Here is a 23,624-nt window from a genome sequence, read left to right as displayed (position 1 = left end):
GCCATCAACTCGGGCGCCATCAACTCAGGCGCGATCAGCTCACACTTCAAGACCTCAGGCGTGACGGCGAATGCCCTGGCCCGGCAGACGCTCGCGGTCATGGGGAGCGTCGAGCGCCAGGCTCGGGCCGAGCGGCACGATAGCGGTGGGATTGATGGTCTGCTGACTGGCGTAATAGTGGGTCTTGATATGCGCAAGATCGCAGGTCTCGGCGATGCCCGGCCACTGATACAGCTCGCGCAGATAGTGCGAGAGATTGGGATAGTCGGCGATACGGCGCTGATTGCACTTGAAGTGCCCGAAGTAGACGGCATCGAAGCGGATCAGGGTGGTGAACAGGCGGATGTCGGCTTCGGTCAGCCATTCACCGGTGAGATAGCGCGAGTCGGCCAGCCGGTGCTCCAGTGAATCCAGGCACTCGAACAGCGCCGTGAAGTGACGCTCGTAGACCTCCTGCCGCGTGGCGAAGCCGGTCTTGTAGACGCCATTGTTGACCTTGTCATAGACCTCGGCATTGATGGCATCAATCTCGCCGCGCAGGTCTTCAGGATAGAAGTCCAGATCATTGCCGGTCAGCGAATCGAAGGCGTCATTGAAGATGCGCACCAGTTCCGCCGACTCGTTGTTGACGATGCGACCGGTCTGCTTGTCCCAGAGCGCAGGCACGGTGACACGGCCGGTGTAGTGCGGGTCGGTCAGGGTGTAAAGCTGATGGTGATAGCGCACGCCATTGATCGGGTCACCGCTGGAGCCTTCTTCCTCGAGATAGCTCCAGCCATGTTCGAGCATCAAGGGGCTGGTGTAGGACATGCCGACCAGCGGCTTGAGCCCCTTGAGAGAGCGCATGATCAGCGCGCGGTGCGCCCAGGGGCAGGCCAGCGAGACGTAGAGGTGGAAGCGGTCCGCGCTGGCGGGCACGGCCGCTTGTCCCTGCGGCCCTTCGAGCGGGGCATCGGGCGCCACGACCCAATCCCTGAGCCGCGCGCTCTCGCGCTTGAATTCACCGCCGGTGCTGTCGGTGTCATACCAGCGATCCTGCCACTTGCCGTCGACCAGTAAGCCCATCTTGCACGCTCCTTATATGGCTTGAGGGGATGCCCCCAGCCTAAGAGTCGAGCGCGACAGCGCAAGCGAATTCACTGCGTGGCAACGATCGAGTTTCTCGAACGATCACGTTGTGCGATCTCTGTGCTTTTCTCAAGCTCTCACGCTTTTCAGGAACGCCGCTCGCTTGCCTTCTGCTCGACGGCAGCGTGCAGCTGCGCCTTCATCGCCCGGACGGCGGGGCCCGCGCGATCATCGTCCGGCAGATAGAGCATCAGTGACACTTCGCGTTCGCCGCCATTGGCCAGCGGCAGTGGCAGCAGCCGCCCCCGGGCCAGAGCCTCGCTCATGCGGGTGCGGGGCAACCAGGCGAAGCCCAGTCCGCGTTCGGCAAGATCGACTGATGTGGCCAGGTGGCTCACCGTCCAGCGCGCCTCGGCCTTGAGCCAGCCGGCATCCATGCCGCTGGAACGGCTGCTGTCGCGCACCACCAGCTGGCGATGCTGCACGAGATCACGCAGATCCAGCGGCCGCCCGAGGGCATGCAGCGGGTGCCCCGGCGCTGCCACGGCGATGAAGGTTTCACGCAGCAACGGGGTGCCGAGATGGCCATCCAGCATCAGGCCGCTGATCAACAGGTCCGCTTCCTTCTCCTCGAACAGCTCGCGCCCGCCGGTCAGCGTCGTCTCGTGCAGCTGGACACGCACCTGAGGGTAGGCCGTCGAGAAGGCTTCCAGCGCCCGTGCCAGCACATCCGGCGGAAACAGCTGATCCACCGCGATGGCGATCTCGCTCTCCATGCCCGCCGACAACGCATCGGCCACATCCTCGAGTGCCCGCGCATTCTCGATCAGCTGACGCGCCCGGCGCAGCAGCAATTCACCCGCCTCGGTCAGCCGGACATTGCGCCCGACCGGCTCCAGCACCTGAACGCCCAGCAAGGCCTCCAGGCGATGCACGGCGTGATTCAGGGTCGAGGGGCTCTTGTGGATCGCGGCCGCCGCGCGCGCGAAGCTGCCGTGGTCCACCACGGCGGCCAGCATCTGCCACTGAGCCAGTGTCACGCGTGACGACATCAGGATTCCTCTTGCAGAGCGTACGGGAATGCACGGGGCAATCCTGACATGCCAGACGCAAAAAACCAGACACCTGATACTGCAACCCGACGGGAGCAAAAGAGCATTCTGTGCTGTCAGACTCCCGACATCTGGTCGCAATCCTCGGACATCAGGACGGCATCCTCTGAAATGCAGGAGGCCAAATACGCTATTTTGCGTAACTTTACAAAATTTAACACCAAGCAGGATTTACTGCCTGAACAGCGTTTCCTAAGCAAAAATGGCGCTATTTTCGCCAGACCTCATGTTGCCGGTACCGCCAATTGCGCCGTCAATGATCTAAACAGGGTTGAATTACTCATACTGGACATGCGTCCAGCCTATCGAACGATGGGAACCTTGGTTAAGGTTCGAATGCCTCATTGTTGCCATCTTTTCATTTCACATAACTTTATCGGTCACATATGCTGCGAATCCTTCATTCGCTCCCTCGCGCGCACAAGTATCTTCTTTTACCTGTTGCCACCATGGTTACCGTGCTGGGTGCTCACAAGCTTCTCGAAACATTCGATGCTCCTGATGTCTCTACGGCCTCACAGTCCATCGCCATCGACCTGGCCAGTGCAAATTCCAGCACCCCGGCCAAGCTGCCGCTGGCGATTGCTGCCGCCGACGACACTCAGTCTCCCCTGAGCCCGGCGCAGCTCGCCAATCAGGCGGCGCCCAGCTCGGCCTCCGGTGACATTCCGCTGGCAGCACTGACGCCCAGCGAGATCGTCGCCATCGATTTCGACATGCCGACGCTGCTGACGGATGCCAACTATCATCCCGACAGCCAGACGGCAGGTCCGATCGTGGCACTGGCGCCGGCGGCAGTGAAGACCGCAGAAGCCGTCATCGGCACCGCGACCGACGAACAGGCCGGCGGCACCTCCTATGACGACCTCTCCGTCGACCCGGTCGAGCTCGGCGAAAGCCCGACGCTGCAGACCGAGCTGGCGGCCGAGGAAGTCTATGTGCCCGAGTGGCAGACCTATACCGTGCAGGCCGGCGATACCTTCGCCGTGATGGCGGAGCGCTCGCTGGGCCTTGGCTACAGCGAGACCACGCGCATCCTCAAGGCGCTGCCTGACAAGCGCGTGCTGACCCATTGGCGCATCGGCGACAACTTCGATTACAAGCTGGATGAAGACGGCAACCTGCTGGCGTTGCGCATCATGAAGGATGCGCGTCGCGGCTTCATGGTCAAGCGTGAGGCCGGCGGTGAAAGCTTCAATGTCGCCAAGATCGAGAAGGCAACCCAGGCCACTCAGCGCATGTTCGCCGGTACGGTCAGTGGCAGCTTCTCCCTGTCAGCGGAAGCCACTGGCCTAGGCGTCGCGGAAGTCAGCCAGCTGACCCAGGTGCTGGGCAAGAAGATCGATTTCCGTCGCGATACGCGCAAGGGTGACAAGTTCCAGGTGCTGGTCGAGTCCGACATGATCGACGGCACCAGCATGGATTCCCGCATCCTCGCCGCACGCTACGAAGGGTCTCGCAAGTCACTGACCGTGGTGCGCAACAGCAGCGACGGCCGCTACTACACCCCCGACGGCAAGGGCCTCGACCCGGCCTTCAATCGCTATCCGCTGGCGCACAAGGCGCGCATCAGCTCGCCGTTCAACCTCAGCCGTCGCCATCCGGTGACCGGACGCATCAGCCCGCACAAGGGCACTGACTTCGCGGTGCGTATCGGCACGCCGGTGCTTTCCACCGCAGATGGCGTCGTCGAGCTGGTCGGCAATCACCCGCTGGCCGGTCGCTATCTGGTGCTGCGCATGGACAACGGCTACAAGACCCGTTATCTACACCTGTCACGCCCGCTGGTCAAGAAAGGCGAGCGCGTAACCATGGGTGAGAAGATCGCCCTGTCAGGCAACACCGGCCGCTCCACCGGCCCGCACCTGCACTATGAGGTGATGGTCAACAACCGCCAGGTCGATGCCATGCGCGTTCAGCTGCCGAACAACAAGTCTCTGTCCGGCAAGGCGCTCGCCAACTTCAAGCGTCAGTCAGAGAACATGCTGGCCAAGCTGGAAGCCGCCGACAACACTGGCGCCATCGCCAAGGCCGCCACCCCGAGCCAGGGTGACGAGAGCTAGACGCGAACCCAGGCGCGGGCCCGCAAGCACAGGGCCTGCGCCTGACATGAAATACGCCTGACATGTAATGTGCCCGACAAAAGAAAAGGCCCCTCACCTCACGGTGGGGGGCCTTTTCTTTTGTCGGTGTCTCGGCCAGAGATCAGGTCACTTCTTCATGCCCTTGTTGGACGCCTGCTCCAGCAGCTCTTCCGCTTCGCTGCTCGCGCCTTCCTCTCGCATCTTGGCCACATCGGCATACAGACAGACGTAGGTACCGCAGGATGCACAGAACACCTTGTCGTCGGGATTGTGGACCTGCGAGACGCGGACTCGCTGGCTGCCACAGTCCGGGCACGGCTTGGGAATACGCAGTTCCTCGGAAAGATCTGACATGAAGCATTCTCCTGTTCAGTGTCTGGGCCGCTCGCCTTGAGGCTGGTCGATTGGCGTCTCCCCAAGACATGGGGCCACTCACACGGCATGCAACCCCGCTGGCGGGGAGTCGCTTGTCATTCGGCTCGAGCTACCTCACCGAGATACCTCGCCCAGGCACTGCCAGGCACTACGCTGAGACGCAAAGCCCCGGCACGGTGGCCGGGGCTTGAGGAGCAGACGCGAACAGACAGATATCACGCGGCACTGATGCTGCCGGCAAGCGACTCATGGCTGGTGGCGTGGCTTGCGGTGTTGGACATGCGCGCGACGGGGCGCTCCGGCACACGGTGCTGGCCGTGTGACCTGGCGCCATCACGCGTCAGGCGGAACTCTTCCTGCAGCGCCATCTCACGTGCCGCCAGGCGAAAATCGCCCATCGAACACAACGCATGGCCGTTCGGGCACTTGAGGATGTGATCATCCGGCAGATCACGGGCAGGCCAATCCAGCGCTTCGTTGCATTCGGGACACTGAGGGCCATTACGGGTCGGGACTGATGGGGTAAACATGCGCGAACTCCTTTTCGACGCAAAAGATGACGATGTCATGACCAGATTCTCAGTACAGAAAACATCAAGACGTGGCTCGGTTTGCGTGCGCATGATGGAGACAGATAGCGACAGACTCCATTGCACTTTCGGTTAGATGCCACAATTTTATCGCTGGTCAGTCTCTGCGCTCACGGCTGCGGAAGGTATCGCGCAGAGCGCGTAACACACTTCATGGCAGCGCGACCGGCAAGAGTCTGACAGCACTATCTTACAGTCTGATAACACCTCGCGAATGACGCAGATCAAACGCATACCAGATCAGGGGGTGTCCGCCGCACCGTTCTTCAGACGGGCGTCAGACGGGCATTCATGGGCTTGAAGCCAAAAAAATCCCGGCCAAAGGCCGGGAAAACACTCTCAGGCAGAACAGGACCTATCGCGGAAGCAACACGGCTCGCCGCAGGTCGACCAGGACGCTGAACAGTCGTCAGCGGTATCACGGAAATCTCGACTCCACCTGCAGTGCCAGAAATTCAGTTTCGCTGCCCCGGGCAACAAGCCCACGACCAGGGCGAAACAGCAAATCCGACTGGCACTGAGGTAAAAATTCTTGTGCGCCCTCACACGCACTGGCGAACACTGGACCTTACAGGCGCTTGCTTCAGGCCGGGGCGTCCAGCTGCTGGACCACCTTCTGCGCCATCAGGGCCGGGTCAATCGCAGCTCGCTTGCGGGCACTGACTTCAAGGCGATCACGCAACATGAACCAGACACCCAGAAACTCATCACATTCTGCACAACTGACGATGTCATCATCTGCCGGGGAATCTTCGAGGTGAACCCGGTTGCTGCCACAGCGTGAACACTCCATGGGAACCTTGCGTACTGTGTTCATCTCGATGCCCTCCATTGGATCCATGATGAAAACCTTGTGCTCGAAACCGGTGGAGCGGGCGACATGACGATGTGAAAACTTGCGGCAACCTGACAAGGGATTGAAAAAGCGACTCTGCGGCTCCATCAATGTTGTATCAGGTGATCTCCTGCCTGCCCCGCCGTGCTTCGACAGTTGCAAAGTTAGACACTTCCAAAACCGTGTACAAGTTTTAACGCGTATCAGAACGTATCTGTATAGCTAATGTAGACGCATTGGCAGGCGTTTTCGTGTGCGCTGATCAAGCGTTTACCTCTCCCCATGCGCCCGCTGTGGCACGAGAACGCCCCGCCAGAGCCGTGTAACACTTCGCTACAAAAAAGCCTCTTTTGACGTGCAAAAACATCTTGCTTCACTCTTCAGGCAGCCAATCAGCGAGCAGAAAAAGCCTTGAACGCGCACTGATTGCGGCATATCCACGTGCCTTGTCTCGACTTCTTGCCTTGAACGGCGTGAGCATTGATATCCATGCAACCCTTCAGCACCTAACCTCCCTGCTCGCCCCCTCTACTCGAACCCTTCGTCAGGCCCTGCTGCCAGAGCGCTTGCGGGCGGCCTGTTCGCGACAGGTACGGAGCACCAGAAAGCTCACTCTCTTGGCACGACGACATTGCCCCTTTACACCTTGCATGTGACAGACAGAGGAATTCTCGTACAAGTTTTTCTTTCACCCCCTTGAAACTTGTCGGTCTCGTCAGGATCTCAATGGGTAGGGTCATGGTTCTGGCGAATCATTTGCGCCACGAGCGAGAAGGAAGCGCTTGAGGGACCGGACCAGAAGTACCGATTCAACACGCAAGGAGTACGGCATGAGCAATATGAACCGCAAACAGATTCTGGGTGCGATCACCGCGACCACGCTGCTGTCCACTACCAGCATGGCCATGGCCAGTCCGCAGGGGCTCTACTCCGCAGATGAGCTGATGGATGCCGATGTCTACCTGCAGAACGATGACAACAACGTGATCGGTGAAGTCGAGGACATCCTGCTCGACGACAACATGCAGGTCGCCGCTCTGGTCGTCGAAAGCGATGACTCCATGGGGCTGGACGAGAACCAGTACGTTGTGGAAACGGGCAAGTTCACCCTCGAGACCGAACAGGGCGATGATCTGGATGCCTTGGAATACCGCATCCACCTCGACATGGATGTGAGCGAGTTCGAGCAGCAGCCGAACTACACCACCGACTGGTGGCAGGACACGCGCAAGAGCGCCGCAGCGGCCTGGGATGAAACCAAGAACACCGCTGCCAGTGCCTGGCAGGACACTCGTCAGGCGACCGCCAATGCGCTGACCACCGCCGGCAACGCCATCAGCGGTGCCGCCAATGACACTGAGCAGGAAATGGCGGAAGAGACTCAGTGATAGCGACCCTGCAAGAGATCACCCGAATCGGATGATCCGCGCCAATGCAGAGGAAAACGCCTCATGCCCCACGGCATGGGGCGTTCGTGGTTCAGGACCACGAGAAATCACGCCAAAGATGCACTGGTGGGGACAGAAGGGAAAGAAAGAACAGCAGGAGAGACCGAAGTGACTGGCACAAAAAAAGCCGCCATTGGCGACTTGTCGGGGCACTGGAGCTTTTGAGCATCAGCTGAATGTAACCCCACTGGAAGGCATGCATGGTGGGCCCAGCAGGACTTGAACCTGCGACCAATCGATTATGAGTCGAGTGCTCTAACCAACTGAGCTATGGGCCCATGCAGCGCGCATATGATAGCGAAAGCATGAGCCTCGGGAAAGCCCGAAAACTCAACAACATAGCGATTCTCCCCTCCCGGCTGCGACGCGAGATGTGCGCTGGTCATCCCCGTCAGCCTGCGGCTGCGACGAGTGTCGCGAACCCTTGGAGCCGCCGCCTGTCCAATGTCCCATCTGCAGTATCGAATCTTTTCCAGGCGCTCATGGCGGGCCTCGCCCGATCAAGCCCCTGGCCATCAGGAGTCATGACATGTCATTGCCTTTCTCTCGCTGGACCCGCGCCCTGAGTCGCACGCTTGCGCGTCGCTCGACCGGCAAACCCGCCAGCCGCCTCACCGCCACAGCCGCCAAAAGCCGCTTCGGCGCCCCGATCAAGGCCGCGGCACTGGCCTTCGCCATGAGTGGCATCGGTGTCAGCCTGCCGACACAGGCCGCCTGGCAGCTGGTGCCCGACAGCAGCGGCGCCACCGCGACGCTGACCGCGCAGGGCAGCCAGGGCAATGTGGAGCACGTGCATCACCTCAATGGCCTGAGCGGCACCGTGGGAGATGACGGCAAGATGAGCATTCCCTTGAGCGTCGGCCAGACCGATCTGCTCGACAAGGTCGGCGAGCTGCCGCCGTGGCTGTCCGGCGTCAGTCAGATGCGCCTGGCCACGCTGACCCTGAATCTTGACCCGCTGGCCATCGCGGCGCTGGAACCCGGTCAGACGACGCGCATGCAGGTGCCCTTCTCGGCCACCGATGGCAACCGCACCCACAGCGAGACCCTGCCGCTGGAGGTCACCCGTCAGGATGCCACCCACCTGACCTTCATCAACGCCGACCCCATCTCACTGGACAGTGCAGAAGTCGCCAGGAATCAGGTCGGCAGCACCCTGCTCAACCTGCTGGGCTACGGCAAGCTGGTAGGCGACATTCCCGTCACGCTGCAGGGCGAGATGGTCGACCAGTAACCTTCAGCGCAGCGCGACGCCGCCAGGCGAGCGCGGCGATCCCGTCGCGAGCACGTTCATCGCGTCATCAGAACCGCCCCATGGGGCGGTTTTTTTGTGTCGGTAGCAGCCGAGGATGAAGCCTGCGCCAGCCAGCGAGAGCGCGCATGACGGCGATGGTCAGCCCTCATGACACCACGACATAAGAGAATGATAAAAATAATTCTCATTCATGGTTCAGAAAGCTGTCACCTGAACGTCTACCCACAGGAGAGAACGACGAACAAGAATCATTCCTATATAAATCATTCCGGATGGAACACCGCGCTCATGAAAGACTCCGCCGCACATAAAGCCACTCGCTCCCTGCTGATGACCCTGCCCAGGCACCCTCTGGCACTGGCGATTGGCCTTGGCCTGCCCTTCGCCGGTCAGGCCATGGCGGCCGACCACCGTGAGTCTCAGGACGAGACCCTCGACACCATGACGGTGACCACCACAGCGGCTACCAAGACCGACACCGGCTATCTGGAAACCCCACAGGCCGTCTCCACCATCACGCGCGACGATATCGACAAGCGCGCAGCCGAGACAGTCCAGCGTGCCGCGGACTACACGCCGGGCGTCTTCACCAACCAGATCGGTGCCTCCAACCGCTATGACTATCTGGTGCTGCGTGGCTTCTCCGATGGCAGTGTCAGCAACACCTTTCTGGATGGCCTGAAGCTGATGGGCGACTCGGGCTCCTACAGCTCGATGACCATCGACCCCTACTTCCTCGACAGCATCGAGGTGGTGAAAGGGCCATCTTCCGTCCTCTACGGTCGCTCCTCCCCGGGTGGTCTGGTCGCGATGCAGTCCAAGCGCCCCGAGTTCCAGGACTCCGGCCAGGTCCGCTTCACCGTCGGCGATGACAACGAACGCAGCGCGGCCTTCGACCTCACCGGCCCGCTGGATGACGAGCAGCGCATCGCCTATCGCCTGACCGGCCTCGCCAGTGCCGAGGACACCCAGGTCGACTCCGTCGAGGAAGAGCGTTACGCCTTCTCGCCGCAGATCACCATGGACGTCACCGACGACACCACCGTCACCCTGATGGGCTACTTCCAGAAGGACCCGGAAGGCGGTTACCACTCCGGCCTGCCCTATGAAGGCACGGTGGTCAACTACAACGGCACCAAGCTAGATAATAATTTCTTCGATGGCGACGAAGACTTTGAAAAATTCGAACGTACCGAGCGTATGTTCGGCTATGACTTCGAACACCGCTTCAATGAGAATGTCACTGCACGGCAAAAATTTCGCTATCTGAGCTCAGACGTTGATTACGAGACTGTTTACCAGACAGGCTGGGTATCAGGAACGGAACTCTCTCGTGGGTATACAGCTGCCGATGAAAGCCTTAACGCGTGGACAGTTGATAATCAGATTGAAAGTCACTTTACGACAGGAAATTTTGATCACGTACTACTGGTTGGAGCTGACTATCAAAGACGTGAAAACAATGTTAACTGGTATAGCGAGACTTACGATTACTACAATGTAAATACTGGTAGCAGCTCAGATTATGATGATGATGAATATGACTCATTCACGGATGAAAAAAGACAGCTCGAGCAGGCTGGCATCTATGTGCATGAACAAATCGGGTGGGGAAACTGGAACTTAGCAGCAGGCCTAAGGAAGGATTGGGTTAGCATACACAATGAAGGCTACAATGATTACAATGAATACAAGCAAGATGGCCAGGTAAACAATTACTACTCAGAGATAGACGACTCCCTAGATGATAGTGAAATTACCGGGCGTATCGGTCTGATCTACGGTTTCGATAACGGTATTTCACCTTACATTAGCTACTCTACTTCATTTACTCCTAATTCTTATGTAGGTGAAGATGGCGATCTTTTGGATCCAAGCACTGGTAAGCAAACTGAAGTTGGCTTGAAGTACCAACCCAACGGTACGCGTGACCACTACAGCATTTCACTATTCCGTATAAATCAAGAGAATGTTGTTTCAAAAGACCCTCTTAATGATTTTTACGAAAGTACTGGTGAAATCGAATCTCAGGGAGTTGAGCTCGAGGCTCGTAGCCAGCTGACCCGCGACTTCGCACTACAGGCCGGTTACAGCTACACCGACGTGACCTATGCCAAGGCGGAAGATGGCACCGAAGGCAACGATGCCAACCAGGTGCCCAAGCACCAGGTCAGCATCTGGGGTGACTACGCCTTCAATGAAGGCCCGCTCACGGGGCTGAATGCCGGCCTCGGCGTGCGCTACTACGCCGACATGTGGGCGGATTCCGAGAACACCGAGAAGGTGCCGAGCTACGCACTGGTCGATGCCCTGGTCGGCTACGACCTGAGCCAGATCGGCTGGAGCGGCACCAGCGTGCAGCTCAACGTCAGCAACCTGTTCGACAAGGAATACATCGCGTCCTGCTACAACACCAGCTTCTGCTACTACGGTGCCGAGCGCAGCATGACCGCGACACTGACCTATGATTTCTGATTTCGAAAACTCCGCAGTCCGTCGATTCTGAATCGACCCGCACGACCCGCCGGCGGCAAGGATGTCGCCGGCACCATCGCCCTGAACCACTCATCGTCTGATAGCCCTGGCGTGCCCAGCACATGGCACCGGGGATGCCGGCCACCGGATTTGCCCGACACAGGGCGCTCGGTGACGACTCACTCTGCCGATGCCCACGGCAGACGTGACTGACCACGCCGACCGCTTTGCCAATGGCTTGACCCATAGCTTCACCAACAGCTTCACCAACAACAACGACCGCAAACGCGGCACTTGATGAATGTCCTGACTGGTCCTCGCACCTGAGCCATCTGTCCCAGCTGGCTGCGAGTCTCTTCCAAGTCTTTATCTGCGAACATTCGCATAAGGTTATGTAATGCACAGCCTTCAAGATTCCGCCGCCACCTACGGCGCTGCCGCAGGATCCTCCGTGTCTGACGCCCAGACCGACGCCTGTGCGCGCTCACTGTCCAGCTCGCCGCGCGCCGCCTTGTTCTCGCCTGCCAACATGGATGCCTGGCAGGCAGGCATGGACCGCATCAGCCAGCTGGTGGCCGAACAGCTCGACAGTGTTCAAAAGCCGTTCAGTGGCATCACCCCGGAGGCCCTGCGTCCGGCCTTTGCCGACCTCGATCTCGAGACGCCCCTCGAGAACCTCGAAGCCGGTCTGGAGGAGCTCAAGTCGCTCTACCTGAAGGATGCCGTCTACTTCCATCATCCCCGCTACATCGCGCACCTCAACTGCCCGGTCGTGCTGCCCGGTGTATGGGCCGAGAGCCTGCTGGGCGCGATCAATTCCTCACTCGACACCTGGGACCAGAGCGCCGGCGGCACCCTGATCGAGCAGCGCCTGATCGACTGGACCACCGAGCGGCTGGGGCTGGGCCCGACCGCCGATGGCATCTTCACCAGCGGCGGCACCCAATCCAACCTGATGGCGCTGCTGCTGGCGCGTGATGCGGTCTGCGAGAAGCTGCCCAACCACCCCGGTAACCAGACCCACGGCCTGCCGCCGGAAGCCGGACGCCTGCGCGTCTTCGCCTCCGGCATCAGCCATTTCAGTCTGCAGAAGGCCTGTGCCCTGCTCGGCCTCGGCCACAATGCCGTCATCCCGGTCGCCGTGGATGAGCGCCGCCGCATGGACCCCGTGGCCCTGCGTGACGCCCTCGACAACGCCCGCGCCGAAGGCCTGATCCCGATGGCCGTCGTCGCCACCGCCGGTACCACCGACTTCGGCAGCATCGACCCGCTGCAGGCCATCGGCCGTGAGTGTCACGCCCGTGGTATCTGGTTCCATGTCGATGGCGCCTATGGCGGCGGTCTGATCACCTCGCGTCGTCACGGTCACTGGCTCAAGGGCACCGAGATGGCGGACTCCGTCACCATCGATTACCACAAGACCTTCTTCCAGCCGGTCAGCTGCAGTGCCTGTGTGGTACGTGATCGCACCCAGCTGCGCCACGTCACCTATCACGCCGACTACCTCAACCCGGAGCTTCAGGCCCGCGAAGGCACGCCGGATCAGGTCAACAAGAGTCTGCAGACCACGCGCCGTTTCGACGCCCTGAAACTGTGGATGACACTGCGCCTGATGGGCGCCGATGCCCTCGGCGACATGCTCGATTGCGTGATCGACCTCACCCGCGAGGGCTACCAACTGCTCGAGGCGGCGCCGGACATCGATGTCGTCCAGGCCCCGGAGCTCAGCACCCTGGTGTTCCGCTTCCATGACGCCAGTGAAGAGACCCTCAGCGCCGAGCAGTGGGACGCCTTGAACCGCGAGATCCGCAAGCGCCTGTCACGCAGCGGTGAAGCCATCGTTGCCGCCACCAAGGTCTCGGGCCGTCAGTACCTGAAGTTCACCCTCCTGAACCCGGAAACGCGCCAGGAAGACCTGGCCGCCGTGGTCGAGTTGATCCGTCAGCACGGCCAGGCGCTGGTCAAGGCGCATCATCTGGCCGTCAGCACTACCGCCCAACCGAACCATGGCGCACCACTGGCCGACATTCCGGCCGCCAGCCGTCGCAGCCACACCACAGAAGCCAAGGAAAGCCGTCATGCATGACACCTCGAACCCTCACGTCACAGACACTCTGGAAGCGCGCGATGATGTGCTGGATTTCGTTGCCATCGGCATCGGCCCCTTCAACCTCAGCCTTGCCTGTCTGAGCGAGCCGCTGGAAGACGTCCAGGGCGTCTTCCTCGAGCGCAAGGCCGCGTTCGACTGGCACCCGGGCATGCTGCTGGAAGATGCCAGCATGCAGACGCCCTTCATGGCGGACATGGTCTCGCTGGCTGACCCGACCAGCCACTTCAGCTTCCTCAACTATCTGAAGCTGCATGACAAGCTCTACAACTTCTACATCCGCGAAGACTTCTTCCTGCTGCGTCGTGAGTACAACCAGTACTGCCAGTGGGCGGCGCGCGAGCTGAGCTGCCTGCGCTTCGATCACGACGTCCAGGACATCCAGCATGTCGGCGACATCTATGTCGTGCGCGGCACTCGCCCCAGCACCGGCGAAGCCTTCGCCTATCGCGCACGTAAGCTGGTACTGGGCACCGGCACCCAGCCCTACCTGCCGAAAGCCGCCGACGCCGTGCGTGACGCGGTACCGGTCGCGGGCAGCCGCGTGTGCCACAACGCCCACTATCTGGCGCGCAAGGAGGAGCTGACCTCCCAGCCGGCCATCACCATCATCGGTTCCGGCCAGAGCGCCGCCGAGATCTATCTCGACCTGCTGCGCGAGATCGACCAGCATAGCTACCAGCTCAACTGGATCACGCGCTCGCCGCGCTTCTTCCCGCTGGAATACGGCAAGCTGACGCTGGAGATGACCTCGCCGGATTACATCGATTACTTCCACGCCCTGCCGCGTGAGCAGCGCAACACCCTGCTGGCGACCCAGAAGGGCCTCTACAAGGGCATCAATCTCGAGCTGATCGACGAGATCTACGACACCCTCTACGCCAAGCAGCTGCAAGGCGTGGTGCCCACCACCCTGATGACCAATACCGAACTGACCTCGCTGAACAAGCAAGAGACTGACGGCGACTTCACGCTGGGGCTCTATCAGCGCGAACAGCAGCAGGCCTGGCGTCATGACACCAGCGCCGTGGTGCTGGCCACGGGCTATCACTACGTGGCGCCGCCCTTCCTGCGCAGCATCGAATCGCGCATTCGTCGTGACGAGGAAGGCCGCTACGCCGTCGGTCGCTTCTACGCCGTCGACACGCAAAGCACCGCAGACGCTGACGGCAACGAGGGCGATCAATCACCGTTCGCCGGCGAGATCTTCGTCCAGAATGCCGAGCTGCATACCCACTCGCTGGCCGCACCGGACCTGGGCATGGCCTGCTATCGCAACAGCTGCATCCTGCGCGCCATCACCGGTCGTGAGGTCTATACCATCGAGCGCCGCATCGCCTTCCAGAGCTTCGGCGCGCCCGGCTCCGAAAAGGGCTGTGGCAATGGCTTCACACCGCTGGCCGCCGCACACCTGCCCTACGGCGAGACGGATATTCACGCCGGCACCTCTTCTACCGGCCCATCCTCTGCCGGCACCGCCTCTACCGACAGCTCCTCTGCCGGCACCGTCTCTGACACCCAGGCCGACACGACTCACACCGCTGCACCGCAACACCGGGAGACCACCGCATGAACATGCCAGTCGACATCACCAGCGCCGCAAGCGCCGAACAGTCCAGCAGCGCGGCAAGTTCTCACAGTGCAGCGACCCCGTCACAGCAGCTGTTCGGGACGACCTCACTCGCGGCGCCGGCAACGATCAATCTGCTCAGCCCGGCACCGGGAACGCGCTTCACCCGCCGCGCGGTGGAGCTGGAGCAAACCCAGGCACGCCTGCGCAAGCCGCAGGACGACAGCACGAGCGAGCGAGCCGAATTCGCGCTGCGCCCACTCGACCTTGCCGCCGACATGGCGATGGTGGATGAGTGGACCAGCGGTGATCGCGCCAGCTTCTGGGGCATGAGTGATGACCTCATCACCACCAAGTACGACTTCTACCAAGGCCTGGAAGACAGCCAGCACGCCCAGGGCTGGGTCGGTTTCTACAACGACCAGCCGGCCTTTCTGGTCGAGCTCTATGACCCGGCGCACGACCCGCTCGGCAAGCATTACAGTGTGCAGCCCGGCGACTTCGGCATGCACTTCCTCGTCGCGCCGCGCAGCGAGGACCAGGCCCCCATCAGCGGCTTCTCGCGGGCGGTGATCGAATCGATCATGGCGATGATCTTCGCCGGCCAGTTCCGCGATGAGCATGCCGATGAAGGGGAAGATGCAGTCCGTCCCGTGACCCGTGTGGTGGTGGAGCCGGACAGCCGCAATCGCGCCATTCATCCGCTGAATGCCGCGGTGGGCTTCGTCGATCATGGCCCGCTGGATCTCGACGGCAAGCCGGCCCGGCTGTGCTTCTGCACCCCGCAGGACTTCCGCGCCGCCCTGGCCAGCCGCAGCCCGCGTCTGGACAACGGCGTGACCGCCAACCCGGCCGCGGCCAGCCAGCATCTCACCGGCCCGGACTGGCAGCAGGCCAATCGCCTGCTGGTGCGCAAGGCGCTGGCCGAGTTCAGCCATGAGCGTCTGATCCACCCGCAATGCGCCGATGACTGCGGCACCCGCACCGCCTGCCAGAGCCATGACAACTGGCATCACTTCCGCCTGCCGCTGGCGGCGCAGGTCAGCGACACGCCGCCGGTCAGCCGCCGCGCGGTGGAATATCGCTTCGTGGCGCGCCGCTTCCAGCTCGATCACTGGCTGATCGATGCCGCCTCCCTCCAGCGTCTGGATGCCGACGGCAACGCCCTGCCGCTGGACGCGCGTGAGCTGATTCTGGAACTCAATGACGTGCTGGAGATTCCGCCGCGTCTGCTGCCGGTCTATCTCGAGGAAGTCAGCGCCACGCTCGCCTCCAGCGCCTGGAAGATGCAGCGCGCCATGCGCGAGAATCAGTCCGCCCGCGTGCTGGCAGGTGCCTCCTTCCAGACCCTGGAATCAGCGATGAGCGAAGGCCATCCGTGCTTCGTCGCCAACAATGGCCGCATGGGCTTCGATGCGCTGGACTATCGCGCCTACGCGCCGGAAGCCGCGCAGCAGTTCTCGCTGGTGTGGATCGCCGTGCATCGCGACAACGCCCATTACTCGGCCGTGGATGGTCTCGATCCGCGCCGTCTGCTCGAGGAAGAGCTGGGTGAAGCCGAGCTGGCACGCCTGGAACGGCAGTTGACCGAGAAGGGCCTTGCGCCCGCCGACTACCTGATGATGCCGGTGCACCCGTGGCAGTGGAGCCACAAGCTGGCGATCACCTTCGCCGCCGAGATCGCCAGCCAGCACATCGTCTGTCTCGGCCTGGGGGAGGACCGCTATCAGGCCCAGCAGTCGATCCGCACGCTCTACAACCGCAATCAGCCGAACCGTCGCTATGTGAAGGTGGCGCTGTCGATCCTCAACATGGGCTTCATGCGCGGCCTGTCGCCCTATTACATGCGTGCCACTCCGGTCATCAATCAGTGGCTGCAGGGCCTGATCGATTCGGACCCATCCTTCGAGAAGTGGGGCTTCCGCCTGCTGCGTGAAGTCGCGGCCATCGGTTATCGCGATGATGTGCTGGAAGACGCGGACCCGGCGGCCGTCGGCTATCGCAAGATGCTGGCCAGCCTGTGGCGCGAGAGCCCGGAAGACGTCAAGGACGAGGGCGAGCGCCTGATGACCATGGCCGCGCTGCTGCATGTCGACAACGATGAGAAGGCCTTGCTGCCGGCGCTGATCGAGCGCTCCGGCATCGGCGCCGAAGCGTGGATCGACAAGTGGCTGACGGCTTACATGACGCCGCTGCTGCACTGCTACTTCAAGCACGACCTGGTGTTCATGCCGCACGGCGAGAACCTGATCATGCGTCTGCGCGATGGCGTGCCGTGCGGTGCGCTGATGAAGGACATCGCCGAGGAAGCGGCGCTGTTCGCCACCGAGGAGACCCGTGCACTCGAACTGCCGGCAGGGGTCGAGCGTCTGGTGGTCGAGGTGCCGGAACCGATCCGCATCCTGTCGCTGCTCACCGATGTCTTCGACTGCATCTTCCGCTTCGCGGTACCGCTGCTGGTGCGCGAGCAGGTGATGACGGAGGAGGCCTTCTGGTCTCGCGTCGCGGCCTGCATCCATGACTATCAGGATGCCCACCCGGAGATGGCCGACAAGTTCGCGCGTCATGACCTGTTCGCGCCGCGCTTCACGCTGTCGTGCCTCAACCGCCTGCAGCTGCGCAACAACCAGCAGATGGTCGATCTCACCGATCCGTCCGGCGCCCTGCAGCTCAAGGGCGAGCTGGATAACCCCATCGCGGCCTTCGCCCGCCGCTAGGCGGTGAAGCTGTCCCTCGCCGTCACGGACCCAGGGGCAGCTTCACCGGGATGAGAGGCAGGCGAGACGCCAGCCTCTCACGCATACGCCCAAGGCCGCCCTCGAGACATTCGGGGGCGGTCCTTGGCGTGTCTGACACTCAATCATTGATAATGATTCGTAACAACAATACCATTACCCTCCCATCACGACAGATCTCATTGCGAGCCGTGGATGTCCTCTCACGCCAAGCCCCCAGTTCGGCCTCATCGCGACACGGATGAGCGAACGCCTGACGCACACGGGCCAGAAGCTGAAACGCCCGCTGAGCTGCAGGCTTGTGCTGCACAGCAATACCGCCACTCGCTGGACCAGCTGTTTGCCGAGCATCGTCACGAACTGACCGGCTTTCTGGTGCGCCAGCTGGGCTCGCATGAGCTGGCGGAAGACATCAGCCATGAGGTCTATCTGCGCCTGCGCCTGACCGGAGACTGGCCCGCCAACCCGCGCGCCTGGCTGTTTCGCATCGCACGCAATCTGATCATCGATCATCACCGCCACCAGTCCCGCGCACCGGAATTCGAATCGGTGTCCGAGGGCGATGAGCGCGTGGCGGCCGCCCATCTGGACCCGGAGAGGAGCCTGGCGCGCCGCCAGAAGCTGCAGGTCGTCGATGCGGCACTCTCCGAGCTGGCGGGCCATTTTCGCCTCGCCCTGACCTGGTATCGCCTCGAGGGTCTGACCAAGCGCGAGATCGGCGAGCGACTCGGCGTGTCCGAGCGCATGGCAGGTCGCTACGTCACCCAGGCGCAGCAGCACTGCGAGATGCGGCTGGCCGCGGCGGGCTGTTATCGCAATGAAGTCAGTCGCGACTGCGCCGCCTGCCAGCAGGACACCGCGGACTCGCCGCCAGCCGTGCGCCAAACGTCAGCCGCGCCCGGCAAGGCGCGACGACGAAGCCGGCGTGATGACATCCCGACAGCAAGAGGCGATCAGCACTGATGGCCCCGCGGAGCACGGATGGGCGAACGTCTCCGCGTCATGTCGCCCAGAATGAATCGCCCTTAGCCTGACGCCCTGACCACGGATGACGATGCTTTCATGTTCACTCTCGACCACCTGCGCTTTGACCTCGGCGAGCGCTGCCTGCTCAAGACGCAGTCTCTCGATTTCGCCCCCGGCCAGGTGCATGGCCTGATCGGCCACAATGGCTCCGGCAAGTCGACACTGCTCAAGCTGCTGGCGCGTCAGAACACGCCGACCAGTGGCAAGCTGGCGCTGGACGATCGCCCGCTCTCGCAGTTCGGCAGTCGGGAATTCGCGCGGGCGGTGGCCTACCTGCCGCAGCATCTGCCGGCGGCCGAAGCGCTGACCGGCCGCGAGCTGGTCGCCTTCGGCCGTTATCCGTGGCACGGCCTGCTCGGCCGTCCCGGCCCCAAGGATGAAGAAGCCATCGAGCGCGCCATCGCACTGACCCACACCGAAGCCTTCGCCGAACAGCAGGTCGACACCCTCTCCGGTGGCGAACGTCAGCGCGTGTGGCTGGCCATGCTGCTGGCCCAGGGCAGTCGTTATCTGCTGCTGGATGAACCGCTGGCGGCGCTGGATATCGCCCATCAGATCGAGGTGATGGAACTGGTCTCGCACCTGAGCCACACCCTCGGGCTGGGCATCATCATCGTGCTGCACGACATCAATCTGGCGGCGCGTTACTGCGATCGCCTGGTGGCGCTGCACGGCGGCCAGGTGCTGGCTGAAGGCGCGCCCGACGCGATGATGAACCCCGCCACCCTCAAGGATATCTACGGCGTCGAAATGCAGGTGATCACCCCGCCGCAGAGCCAGCAGCAGATCGCGGTGCCGCTATGAAGTGGCTGTTGGCACTGATCAGTCTGAGCCTGCTGGCGGTGGGTCCCGCCAGCGCTGCCGCAACGGACGAGGCAGCTGCGGCCGTGGCTGCGATGAAACAGACAGCGATGACCGAGACAGCCCAGCCACCGGCCGGCTTCGTCGATCGCCCCATCGTGGCACTGGACTGGACCTTGGCCGAGACCCTGACCGGAATCGGAGTGCGCGCCATGGGCGTGGGCCAGGTCGCGACCTACGCAAGCTGGGTGGCCCAACCGGCGCTGCCGCAGGGCACGCGGGATCTCGGCCTGCGCACCCAGCCGAATCTGGAGCAGCTGGCCGCGCTCGCCCCCGCCGACATCCTGATCAGCCCGATGCTGTCCAGCCTCGCGCCTCGCCTGTCGGCCATCGCGCCGGTCACCAGCATCGCCATCTATACCCCGGACGCCGACACCTGGCAGACACTGGTCAAGGCGACCCGCCAGCTGGGCAAGCTGACGCAGCGCGAGCCACAGGCTGAACAGCTGATTCGCCTGAGCACCGCTCGCCTCGCCGGTTACAACGCCGCGCTGCGCCAGCAGGCGGCACGCAAGGGTCAATCGCCCCTGCCGCTGTTGATGGTGCAATTCATGGATGATCGCCATGTGCGCATCTTCGGCGACAACAGCCTGTTCCAGGCCGTGATCGAGCGCATGGGCATCGACAACGCCTGGCAAGGGGACACCAACGCCTGGGGCTTCGCCACCGTCAGTCTCGAGAAGCTGGTGACACTGAAGGGCCGCATGGTGGTGGTGGAGCCGCTGCCGCCCGGCGGACACCAGGCACTGGCACATAACGGTCTGTGGCAGGCCATGCCCGGCGTGCGCGAGAACAGCCAGGCCTCGGCGCCGCTGTTCCTGCCGCCGGTCTGGAGCTTCGGCGCCCTGCCCTCGGCCAATCGTTTCGCCGCACTGCTCGCCAGCCATCTGATTGACGACGAGGCGACACTTGAGGGGGAGACCACCGATGGCAACCACTGAGCAGGCCATGAGCGCTCGCCCCGCATCAAACCATCGCCCGCTGCACCTCACGCCGGGCCGGGCCTGCAGCCTGTTGACCCTGGCCCTTGTGGTACTCGGCAGCCTTGCGCTCAACCGTGAAGGTCTGAGCCTGATGCAGGGCCTGACCGCACTGTGGGCCTCGCCCGACTTCAGCGCTGCGACCAGTCTCGGCCAGGCAGACAGTGCACTGCTCTCCGCGCAGCTGGTGGCCCATGTCAGCTGGTGGCCGCGTCTGGTCTGCGCGCTGCTGGCCGGTGGCGCGCTGGGCATGGCCGGCGTGCTGATGCAGCAGGTGCTGCGCAATCCACTGGCCGCGCCCACTACCCTCGGCGTCGCCAGTGGCGCGAGTCTGGCGATGATGCTGGCGACGCTGTTCGCCCCGGCACTGATGGCCGGCACGGGTCTTGGGGGAGACGGCTTCCAGCTGGGCCGTGAATGGGTCGCGCTGGCCGGTGGCCTGGCGGCCATGGGGCTGGTGTTCGCGCTGGCCTGGGCGCGTGGCATGTCGCCGACCGTGGTGGTGCTGGCGGGGCTGGTGGTCAATCTCTACATCGGCGCGCTGGGCATGGTGCTGTTGCTGTTCAATCAGGAAGCCCTGCACGGCACCCTGGTATGGGGCGCAGGCTCGCTGGCCCAGAACAGCTGGGATGGCGTGATCACGCTGCTCACCCGCCTGCTGCCGGGCATGTTGCTGGCGCTGGTGCTGATACGCCCGCTGGCGGTGCTGGACCTCGACGAGGCCAATGCCAGAAGCCTGGGCGTCTCGCTGCGCAAGCTGCGCCTGATGAGTCTGGGACTGGCGGTATTTCTCAGCGCCTGCGTGGTCAGCGTGCTGGGCATCATCGGCTTCATCGGCCTGGCCGCTCCGGCCTGCGTGCGTCTGATGGGCGCACGCCGCCTGGGCCAGCGCCTGCTGTGGGCACCATTGTTCGGGGCGCTGCTGCTGGCGGTTACGGACCAGGTGGTCGCTAGCCTCGATGGCCTGCTGCCCAACCTGATTCCGACCGGCGCGATGACGGCGGCCCTCGGCGCGCCGCTGCTGCTGTGGCTGATTCCGCGCCTCAAGATGGCCCAGGGGGCTGGCCCCGCCAGTCATCACGGCATGTCACTGACGCATCGTCATCCCCGTCCCGACCGCCTGCTCGGCTGGCTGCTGGCCGGGGTCTGCGTGGCCCTGATGCTGGCCCTGCTGGTCGGCAATGGCGCCGATGGCTGGACTCTTGGCGCTGACATGCTCCAACAGCTGATGGCCGGCCAGACCAGCGTGCTGGACTTCCGCCTGCCACGGGTACTGGCGGCGGCAGGCGCCGGCGTACTGCTGGCCCTGGCCGGCACCCTGTTGCAGCGTCTGACCAGCAACCCGATGGCCAGCCCCGAGATTCTCGGCATCAGCGGCGGCACCGCCATCGCCCTGATGCTGACGCTGCTGCTGGTCCCGTCGCCGGGGCAGCTGACCCTGCTGGGCGCAGGCATCTGCGGGGCGCTGGCCTGTCTGGCGCTGCTGGTGGTGCTCAATCATCGCAGTGGCTTCATTCCCGAACGCGTGCTGCTGTGCGGGGTGGCGATCACGGCGCTCTACGATGCGGTGCGCGGCATCATCCTCGCCGATGGCGACCCGCGCGGTCAGCAGATTCTGGCCTGGCTGTCCGGCTCCACCTATTACGTGGGCCTCTCCGCGGCGGTTGGCGTGCTCGCGCTGGCGATCATCGCGGTCCTGCTGGTGCGTCCGCTGGCACGCTGGCTGGATATCCTGCCGCTGGGCATGGCGAGCGCCAGTGCGCTGGGCATCGGCGTGACCCGCGCCCGCCTGGTGCTGCTGGGCGCGGTGGCGGTGCTGACCGCGCTGGCGACCCTGATCGTCGGCCCGCTGTCCTTCGTCGGCCTGCTGGCCCCGCATCTGGCGCGCCTGCTGGGGCTGAGCCGCGCCCGCGAGCACATGCTCGGCGCGGTGCTGTGCGGCGCGCTGTTGATGGTGCTGGCCGACTGGCTGGGCCGCCAGCTGCTCTCGCCCTACGAGATCCCCGCCGGCCTGATGGCCTCGCTGATCGGCGGCAGCTACTTCCTGTGGAGCCTGCGCAGAAGCTGACACGCATACGCACATGCATGAACGACGAAGCCCGCCACCGAAAGGTCGCGGGCTTCGTCGTTTGTGGAGTCTATGAAGTTCATGAACAGAGCGAGCTGGCGGACGCAGCCCGGGCTCAGTTGCCGAACACCACCGTGCGCTTGTCATGCAGGAAGACGCGACGCTCGAGGTGATAACGCACACCTCGCGACAGGGTCAGACACTCGATATCACGGCCCTTGGCGATCAGATCTTCGGGATAGTGGGCGTGATCCACCGTCTCGACGCCCTGGGTGATGATCGGCCCTTCATCGAGATCATCATTGATGTAGTGCGCGGTGGCACCGACCAGCTTGACGCCCTTCTCGTAGGCCTGGTGATAGGGGCGCGCGCCCTTGAAGCCCGGCAGCAGCGAGTGGTGGATGTTGATCGCCCGCCCCGAGAGCTTCTCGCACATGTCGCTCGACAGCACCTGCATGTAGCGCGCCAGAATCACCAGCTCGGCCCCGGTGTCCTGCACGATCTGCCATACCCGGGCCTCCTGCTCGGCCTTGGTCTCGGCGGTGATCGGCAGGTGGTGATACGGCAGGCCATGCCACTCGGCCAGCGGTGCCATGTCCGGATGGTTGGAGATGACGGCGGTGATGTCCATCGGCAGCTGGCCGATGCGATGCCGATAGAGCAGGTCGTTCAGGCAGTGGTCCGAGCGCGAGACCATGATGACCACCTTCATGCGCTCATCCGGCGCACTCAGGCTGACGTCCATCTCGAAGTCGGCGGCACGCGTGCCCAGGCCCTGCTCGAAACTCGCGGCATCGAAGCCGTCATCGAGGGCACCGGCCTCGGTCTGCGGACGAAATTCGGCCCGGATGAAGAAGCGCCCCGACAGGCGGTCATCGAAGGAATTGAGCTCGGTGATATAGCAGCCCTGCTCGCGCAGGTAGCGTGTCACGACGTCCACCGTGCCGATGCGGCTGGGACATTGGGCGGTCAGAATCCAGGTATCACGCATACGTAGGTGCCTGTCATGTAAGGATTATCTATTGTTGGAAGCAG

At 62.8% G+C, this 23,624-nt stretch carries 17 protein-coding genes and 1 tRNA gene; 11 read left to right on the top strand and 7 right to left on the bottom strand.

Annotated elements, in window-relative coordinates; translation table 11 throughout:
• Positions 1 to 54 precede the first annotated feature (54 nt).
• Positions 55 to 1,065: a glutathione S-transferase family protein gene (locus R2R70_RS11230; RefSeq protein ID WP_107335537.1), complete on the bottom strand. Its 1,011-nt coding sequence runs from the start codon at positions 1,063 to 1,065 to the stop codon at positions 55 to 57.
• A gap of 149 nt (positions 1,066 to 1,214) precedes the next feature.
• Positions 1,215 to 2,120, bottom strand: coding sequence for a LysR family transcriptional regulator (locus R2R70_RS11225; protein ID WP_410978021.1), 906 nt, complete (start codon positions 2,118 to 2,120; stop codon positions 1,215 to 1,217).
• 509 nt (positions 2,121 to 2,629) lie between these two features.
• Here R2R70_RS11225 and R2R70_RS11220 point away from each other — a divergent pair.
• Positions 2,630 to 4,243, top strand: a complete 1,614-nt coding sequence (locus R2R70_RS11220; protein ID WP_410978020.1) for a peptidoglycan DD-metalloendopeptidase family protein — start codon at positions 2,630 to 2,632, stop codon at positions 4,241 to 4,243.
• Between the two features lie 147 nt (positions 4,244 to 4,390).
• Here the strand turns inward: R2R70_RS11220 and R2R70_RS11215 are convergent, their stop codons facing one another.
• From R2R70_RS11215 to R2R70_RS11205, 3 genes are all read right to left on the bottom strand, one after another.
• Positions 4,391 to 4,618 carry a hypothetical protein gene (locus R2R70_RS11215; protein ID WP_054555349.1) on the bottom strand — a complete coding sequence of 76 codons (228 nt, stop codon included), beginning with the start codon at positions 4,616 to 4,618 and terminating at the stop codon, positions 4,391 to 4,393.
• A 236-nt stretch (positions 4,619 to 4,854) separates the two neighbouring features.
• Entirely contained in the window at positions 4,855 to 5,169 is a 315-nt protein-coding gene (locus R2R70_RS11210) for a hypothetical protein (RefSeq protein ID WP_215823817.1), read from the bottom strand.
• Positions 5,170 to 5,812: 643 nt separating this feature from the next.
• The gene (locus R2R70_RS11205; RefSeq protein ID WP_410978019.1) at positions 5,813 to 6,226 is read right to left on the bottom strand and encodes a hypothetical protein; all 414 of its coding nucleotides are present in this window, start codon (positions 6,224 to 6,226) and stop codon (positions 5,813 to 5,815) included.
• 668 nt (positions 6,227 to 6,894) lie between these two features.
• Between R2R70_RS11205 and R2R70_RS11200 the strand changes: the two genes are divergently transcribed.
• A complete protein-coding gene (locus R2R70_RS11200) occupies positions 6,895 to 7,452 on the top strand; it encodes a PRC-barrel domain-containing protein (RefSeq protein WP_248380010.1) in 558 nt (185 codons plus the stop codon).
• Positions 7,453 to 7,713: 261 nt separating this feature from the next.
• Here R2R70_RS11200 and R2R70_RS11195 read toward each other — a convergent pair.
• Positions 7,714 to 7,790, bottom strand: a tRNA-Ile gene (locus tag R2R70_RS11195).
• A gap of 251 nt (positions 7,791 to 8,041) precedes the next feature.
• Between R2R70_RS11195 and R2R70_RS11190 the strand changes: the two genes are divergently transcribed.
• The 9 genes from R2R70_RS11190 (at position 8,042) to fhuB (ending at position 22,589) form a co-directional block, all read left to right on the top strand.
• Positions 8,042 to 8,746, top strand: a complete 705-nt coding sequence (locus R2R70_RS11190) for a hypothetical protein (RefSeq protein ID WP_410978018.1) — start codon at positions 8,042 to 8,044, stop codon at positions 8,744 to 8,746.
• 309 nt (positions 8,747 to 9,055) lie between these two features.
• The gene (locus tag R2R70_RS11185) at positions 9,056 to 11,242 is read left to right on the top strand and encodes a TonB-dependent siderophore receptor (RefSeq protein ID WP_410978017.1); all 2,187 of its coding nucleotides are present in this window, start codon (positions 9,056 to 9,058) and stop codon (positions 11,240 to 11,242) included.
• Positions 11,243 to 11,693: 451 nt separating this feature from the next.
• Positions 11,694 to 13,328, top strand: coding sequence for a pyridoxal phosphate-dependent decarboxylase family protein (locus tag R2R70_RS11180; RefSeq protein WP_410978016.1), 1,635 nt, complete (start codon positions 11,694 to 11,696; stop codon positions 13,326 to 13,328).
• Positions 13,321 to 14,922: a lysine N(6)-hydroxylase/L-ornithine N(5)-oxygenase family protein gene (locus R2R70_RS11175; RefSeq protein ID WP_410978015.1), complete on the top strand. Its 1,602-nt coding sequence runs from the start codon at positions 13,321 to 13,323 to the stop codon at positions 14,920 to 14,922. The genes R2R70_RS11180 and R2R70_RS11175 overlap by 8 nt, the downstream gene beginning before the upstream one ends.
• Positions 14,919 to 17,636: a GNAT family N-acetyltransferase gene (locus R2R70_RS11170; RefSeq protein WP_410978014.1), complete on the top strand. Its 2,718-nt coding sequence runs from the start codon at positions 14,919 to 14,921 to the stop codon at positions 17,634 to 17,636. The genes R2R70_RS11175 and R2R70_RS11170 overlap by 4 nt, the downstream gene beginning before the upstream one ends.
• A gap of 213 nt (positions 17,637 to 17,849) precedes the next feature.
• The gene (locus R2R70_RS11165) at positions 17,850 to 18,617 is read left to right on the top strand and encodes an RNA polymerase sigma factor (protein WP_410978013.1); all 768 of its coding nucleotides are present in this window, start codon (positions 17,850 to 17,852) and stop codon (positions 18,615 to 18,617) included.
• Between the two features lie 99 nt (positions 18,618 to 18,716).
• Positions 18,717 to 19,484, top strand: a complete 768-nt coding sequence (locus R2R70_RS11160) for an ABC transporter ATP-binding protein (RefSeq protein WP_054555344.1) — start codon at positions 18,717 to 18,719, stop codon at positions 19,482 to 19,484.
• 8 nt (positions 19,485 to 19,492) lie between these two features.
• A complete protein-coding gene (locus tag R2R70_RS11155; RefSeq protein ID WP_410978012.1) occupies positions 19,493 to 20,482 on the top strand; it encodes an ABC transporter substrate-binding protein in 990 nt (329 codons plus the stop codon).
• Positions 20,469 to 22,589, top strand: coding sequence for a Fe(3+)-hydroxamate ABC transporter permease FhuB (gene fhuB / locus R2R70_RS11150; protein WP_410978011.1), 2,121 nt, complete (start codon positions 20,469 to 20,471; stop codon positions 22,587 to 22,589). The genes R2R70_RS11155 and fhuB overlap by 14 nt, the downstream gene beginning before the upstream one ends.
• 115 nt (positions 22,590 to 22,704) lie before the next feature.
• Here fhuB and purU read toward each other — a convergent pair whose 3' ends face one another.
• A complete protein-coding gene (gene purU, locus R2R70_RS11145) occupies positions 22,705 to 23,580 on the bottom strand; it encodes a formyltetrahydrofolate deformylase (protein WP_107335546.1) in 876 nt (291 codons plus the stop codon).
• Between the last annotated feature and the right edge of the window lie 44 nt (positions 23,581 to 23,624).

It is taken from the genome of Cobetia sp. SIMBA_158 (assembly GCF_046566945.1).
Taxonomy (GTDB): Bacteria; Pseudomonadota; Gammaproteobacteria; order Pseudomonadales; family Halomonadaceae; genus Cobetia; species Cobetia amphilecti.
Note: the sequence above shows the minus strand (reverse complement) of the source record. Positions and strands in the feature narration are given on the sequence as shown.

What these genes read in the sequence shown, in the direction of transcription:
- R2R70_RS11230 (WP_107335537.1), bottom strand. Translation starts at nt 1,065, where the DNA reads ATGGGCTTACTGGTCGACGGCAAGTGGCAGGATCGCTGGTATGACACC.
- R2R70_RS11225 (WP_410978021.1), bottom strand. Translation starts at nt 2,120, where the DNA reads ATGTCGTCACGCGTGACACTGGCTCAGTGGCAGATGCTGGCCGCCGTG.
- R2R70_RS11220 (WP_410978020.1), top strand. Translation starts at nt 2,630, where the DNA reads ATGGTTACCGTGCTGGGTGCTCACAAGCTTCTCGAAACATTCGATGCT.
- R2R70_RS11215 (WP_054555349.1), bottom strand. Translation starts at nt 4,618, where the DNA reads ATGTCAGATCTTTCCGAGGAACTGCGTATTCCCAAGCCGTGCCCGGAC.
- R2R70_RS11210 (WP_215823817.1), bottom strand. Translation starts at nt 5,169, where the DNA reads ATGTTTACCCCATCAGTCCCGACCCGTAATGGCCCTCAGTGTCCCGAA.
- R2R70_RS11200 (WP_248380010.1), top strand. Translation starts at nt 6,895, where the DNA reads ATGAGCAATATGAACCGCAAACAGATTCTGGGTGCGATCACCGCGACC.
- R2R70_RS11190 (WP_410978018.1), top strand. Translation starts at nt 8,042, where the DNA reads ATGTCATTGCCTTTCTCTCGCTGGACCCGCGCCCTGAGTCGCACGCTT.
- R2R70_RS11185 (WP_410978017.1), top strand. Translation starts at nt 9,056, where the DNA reads ATGAAAGACTCCGCCGCACATAAAGCCACTCGCTCCCTGCTGATGACC.
- R2R70_RS11175 (WP_410978015.1), top strand. Translation starts at nt 13,321, where the DNA reads ATGCATGACACCTCGAACCCTCACGTCACAGACACTCTGGAAGCGCGC.
- R2R70_RS11170 (WP_410978014.1), top strand. Translation starts at nt 14,919, where the DNA reads ATGAACATGCCAGTCGACATCACCAGCGCCGCAAGCGCCGAACAGTCC.
- R2R70_RS11165 (WP_410978013.1), top strand. Translation starts at nt 17,850, where the DNA reads ATGTCCTCTCACGCCAAGCCCCCAGTTCGGCCTCATCGCGACACGGAT.
- R2R70_RS11160 (WP_054555344.1), top strand. Translation starts at nt 18,717, where the DNA reads ATGTTCACTCTCGACCACCTGCGCTTTGACCTCGGCGAGCGCTGCCTG.
- fhuB (WP_410978011.1), top strand. Translation starts at nt 20,469, where the DNA reads ATGGCAACCACTGAGCAGGCCATGAGCGCTCGCCCCGCATCAAACCAT.
- purU (WP_107335546.1), bottom strand. Translation starts at nt 23,580, where the DNA reads ATGCGTGATACCTGGATTCTGACCGCCCAATGTCCCAGCCGCATCGGC.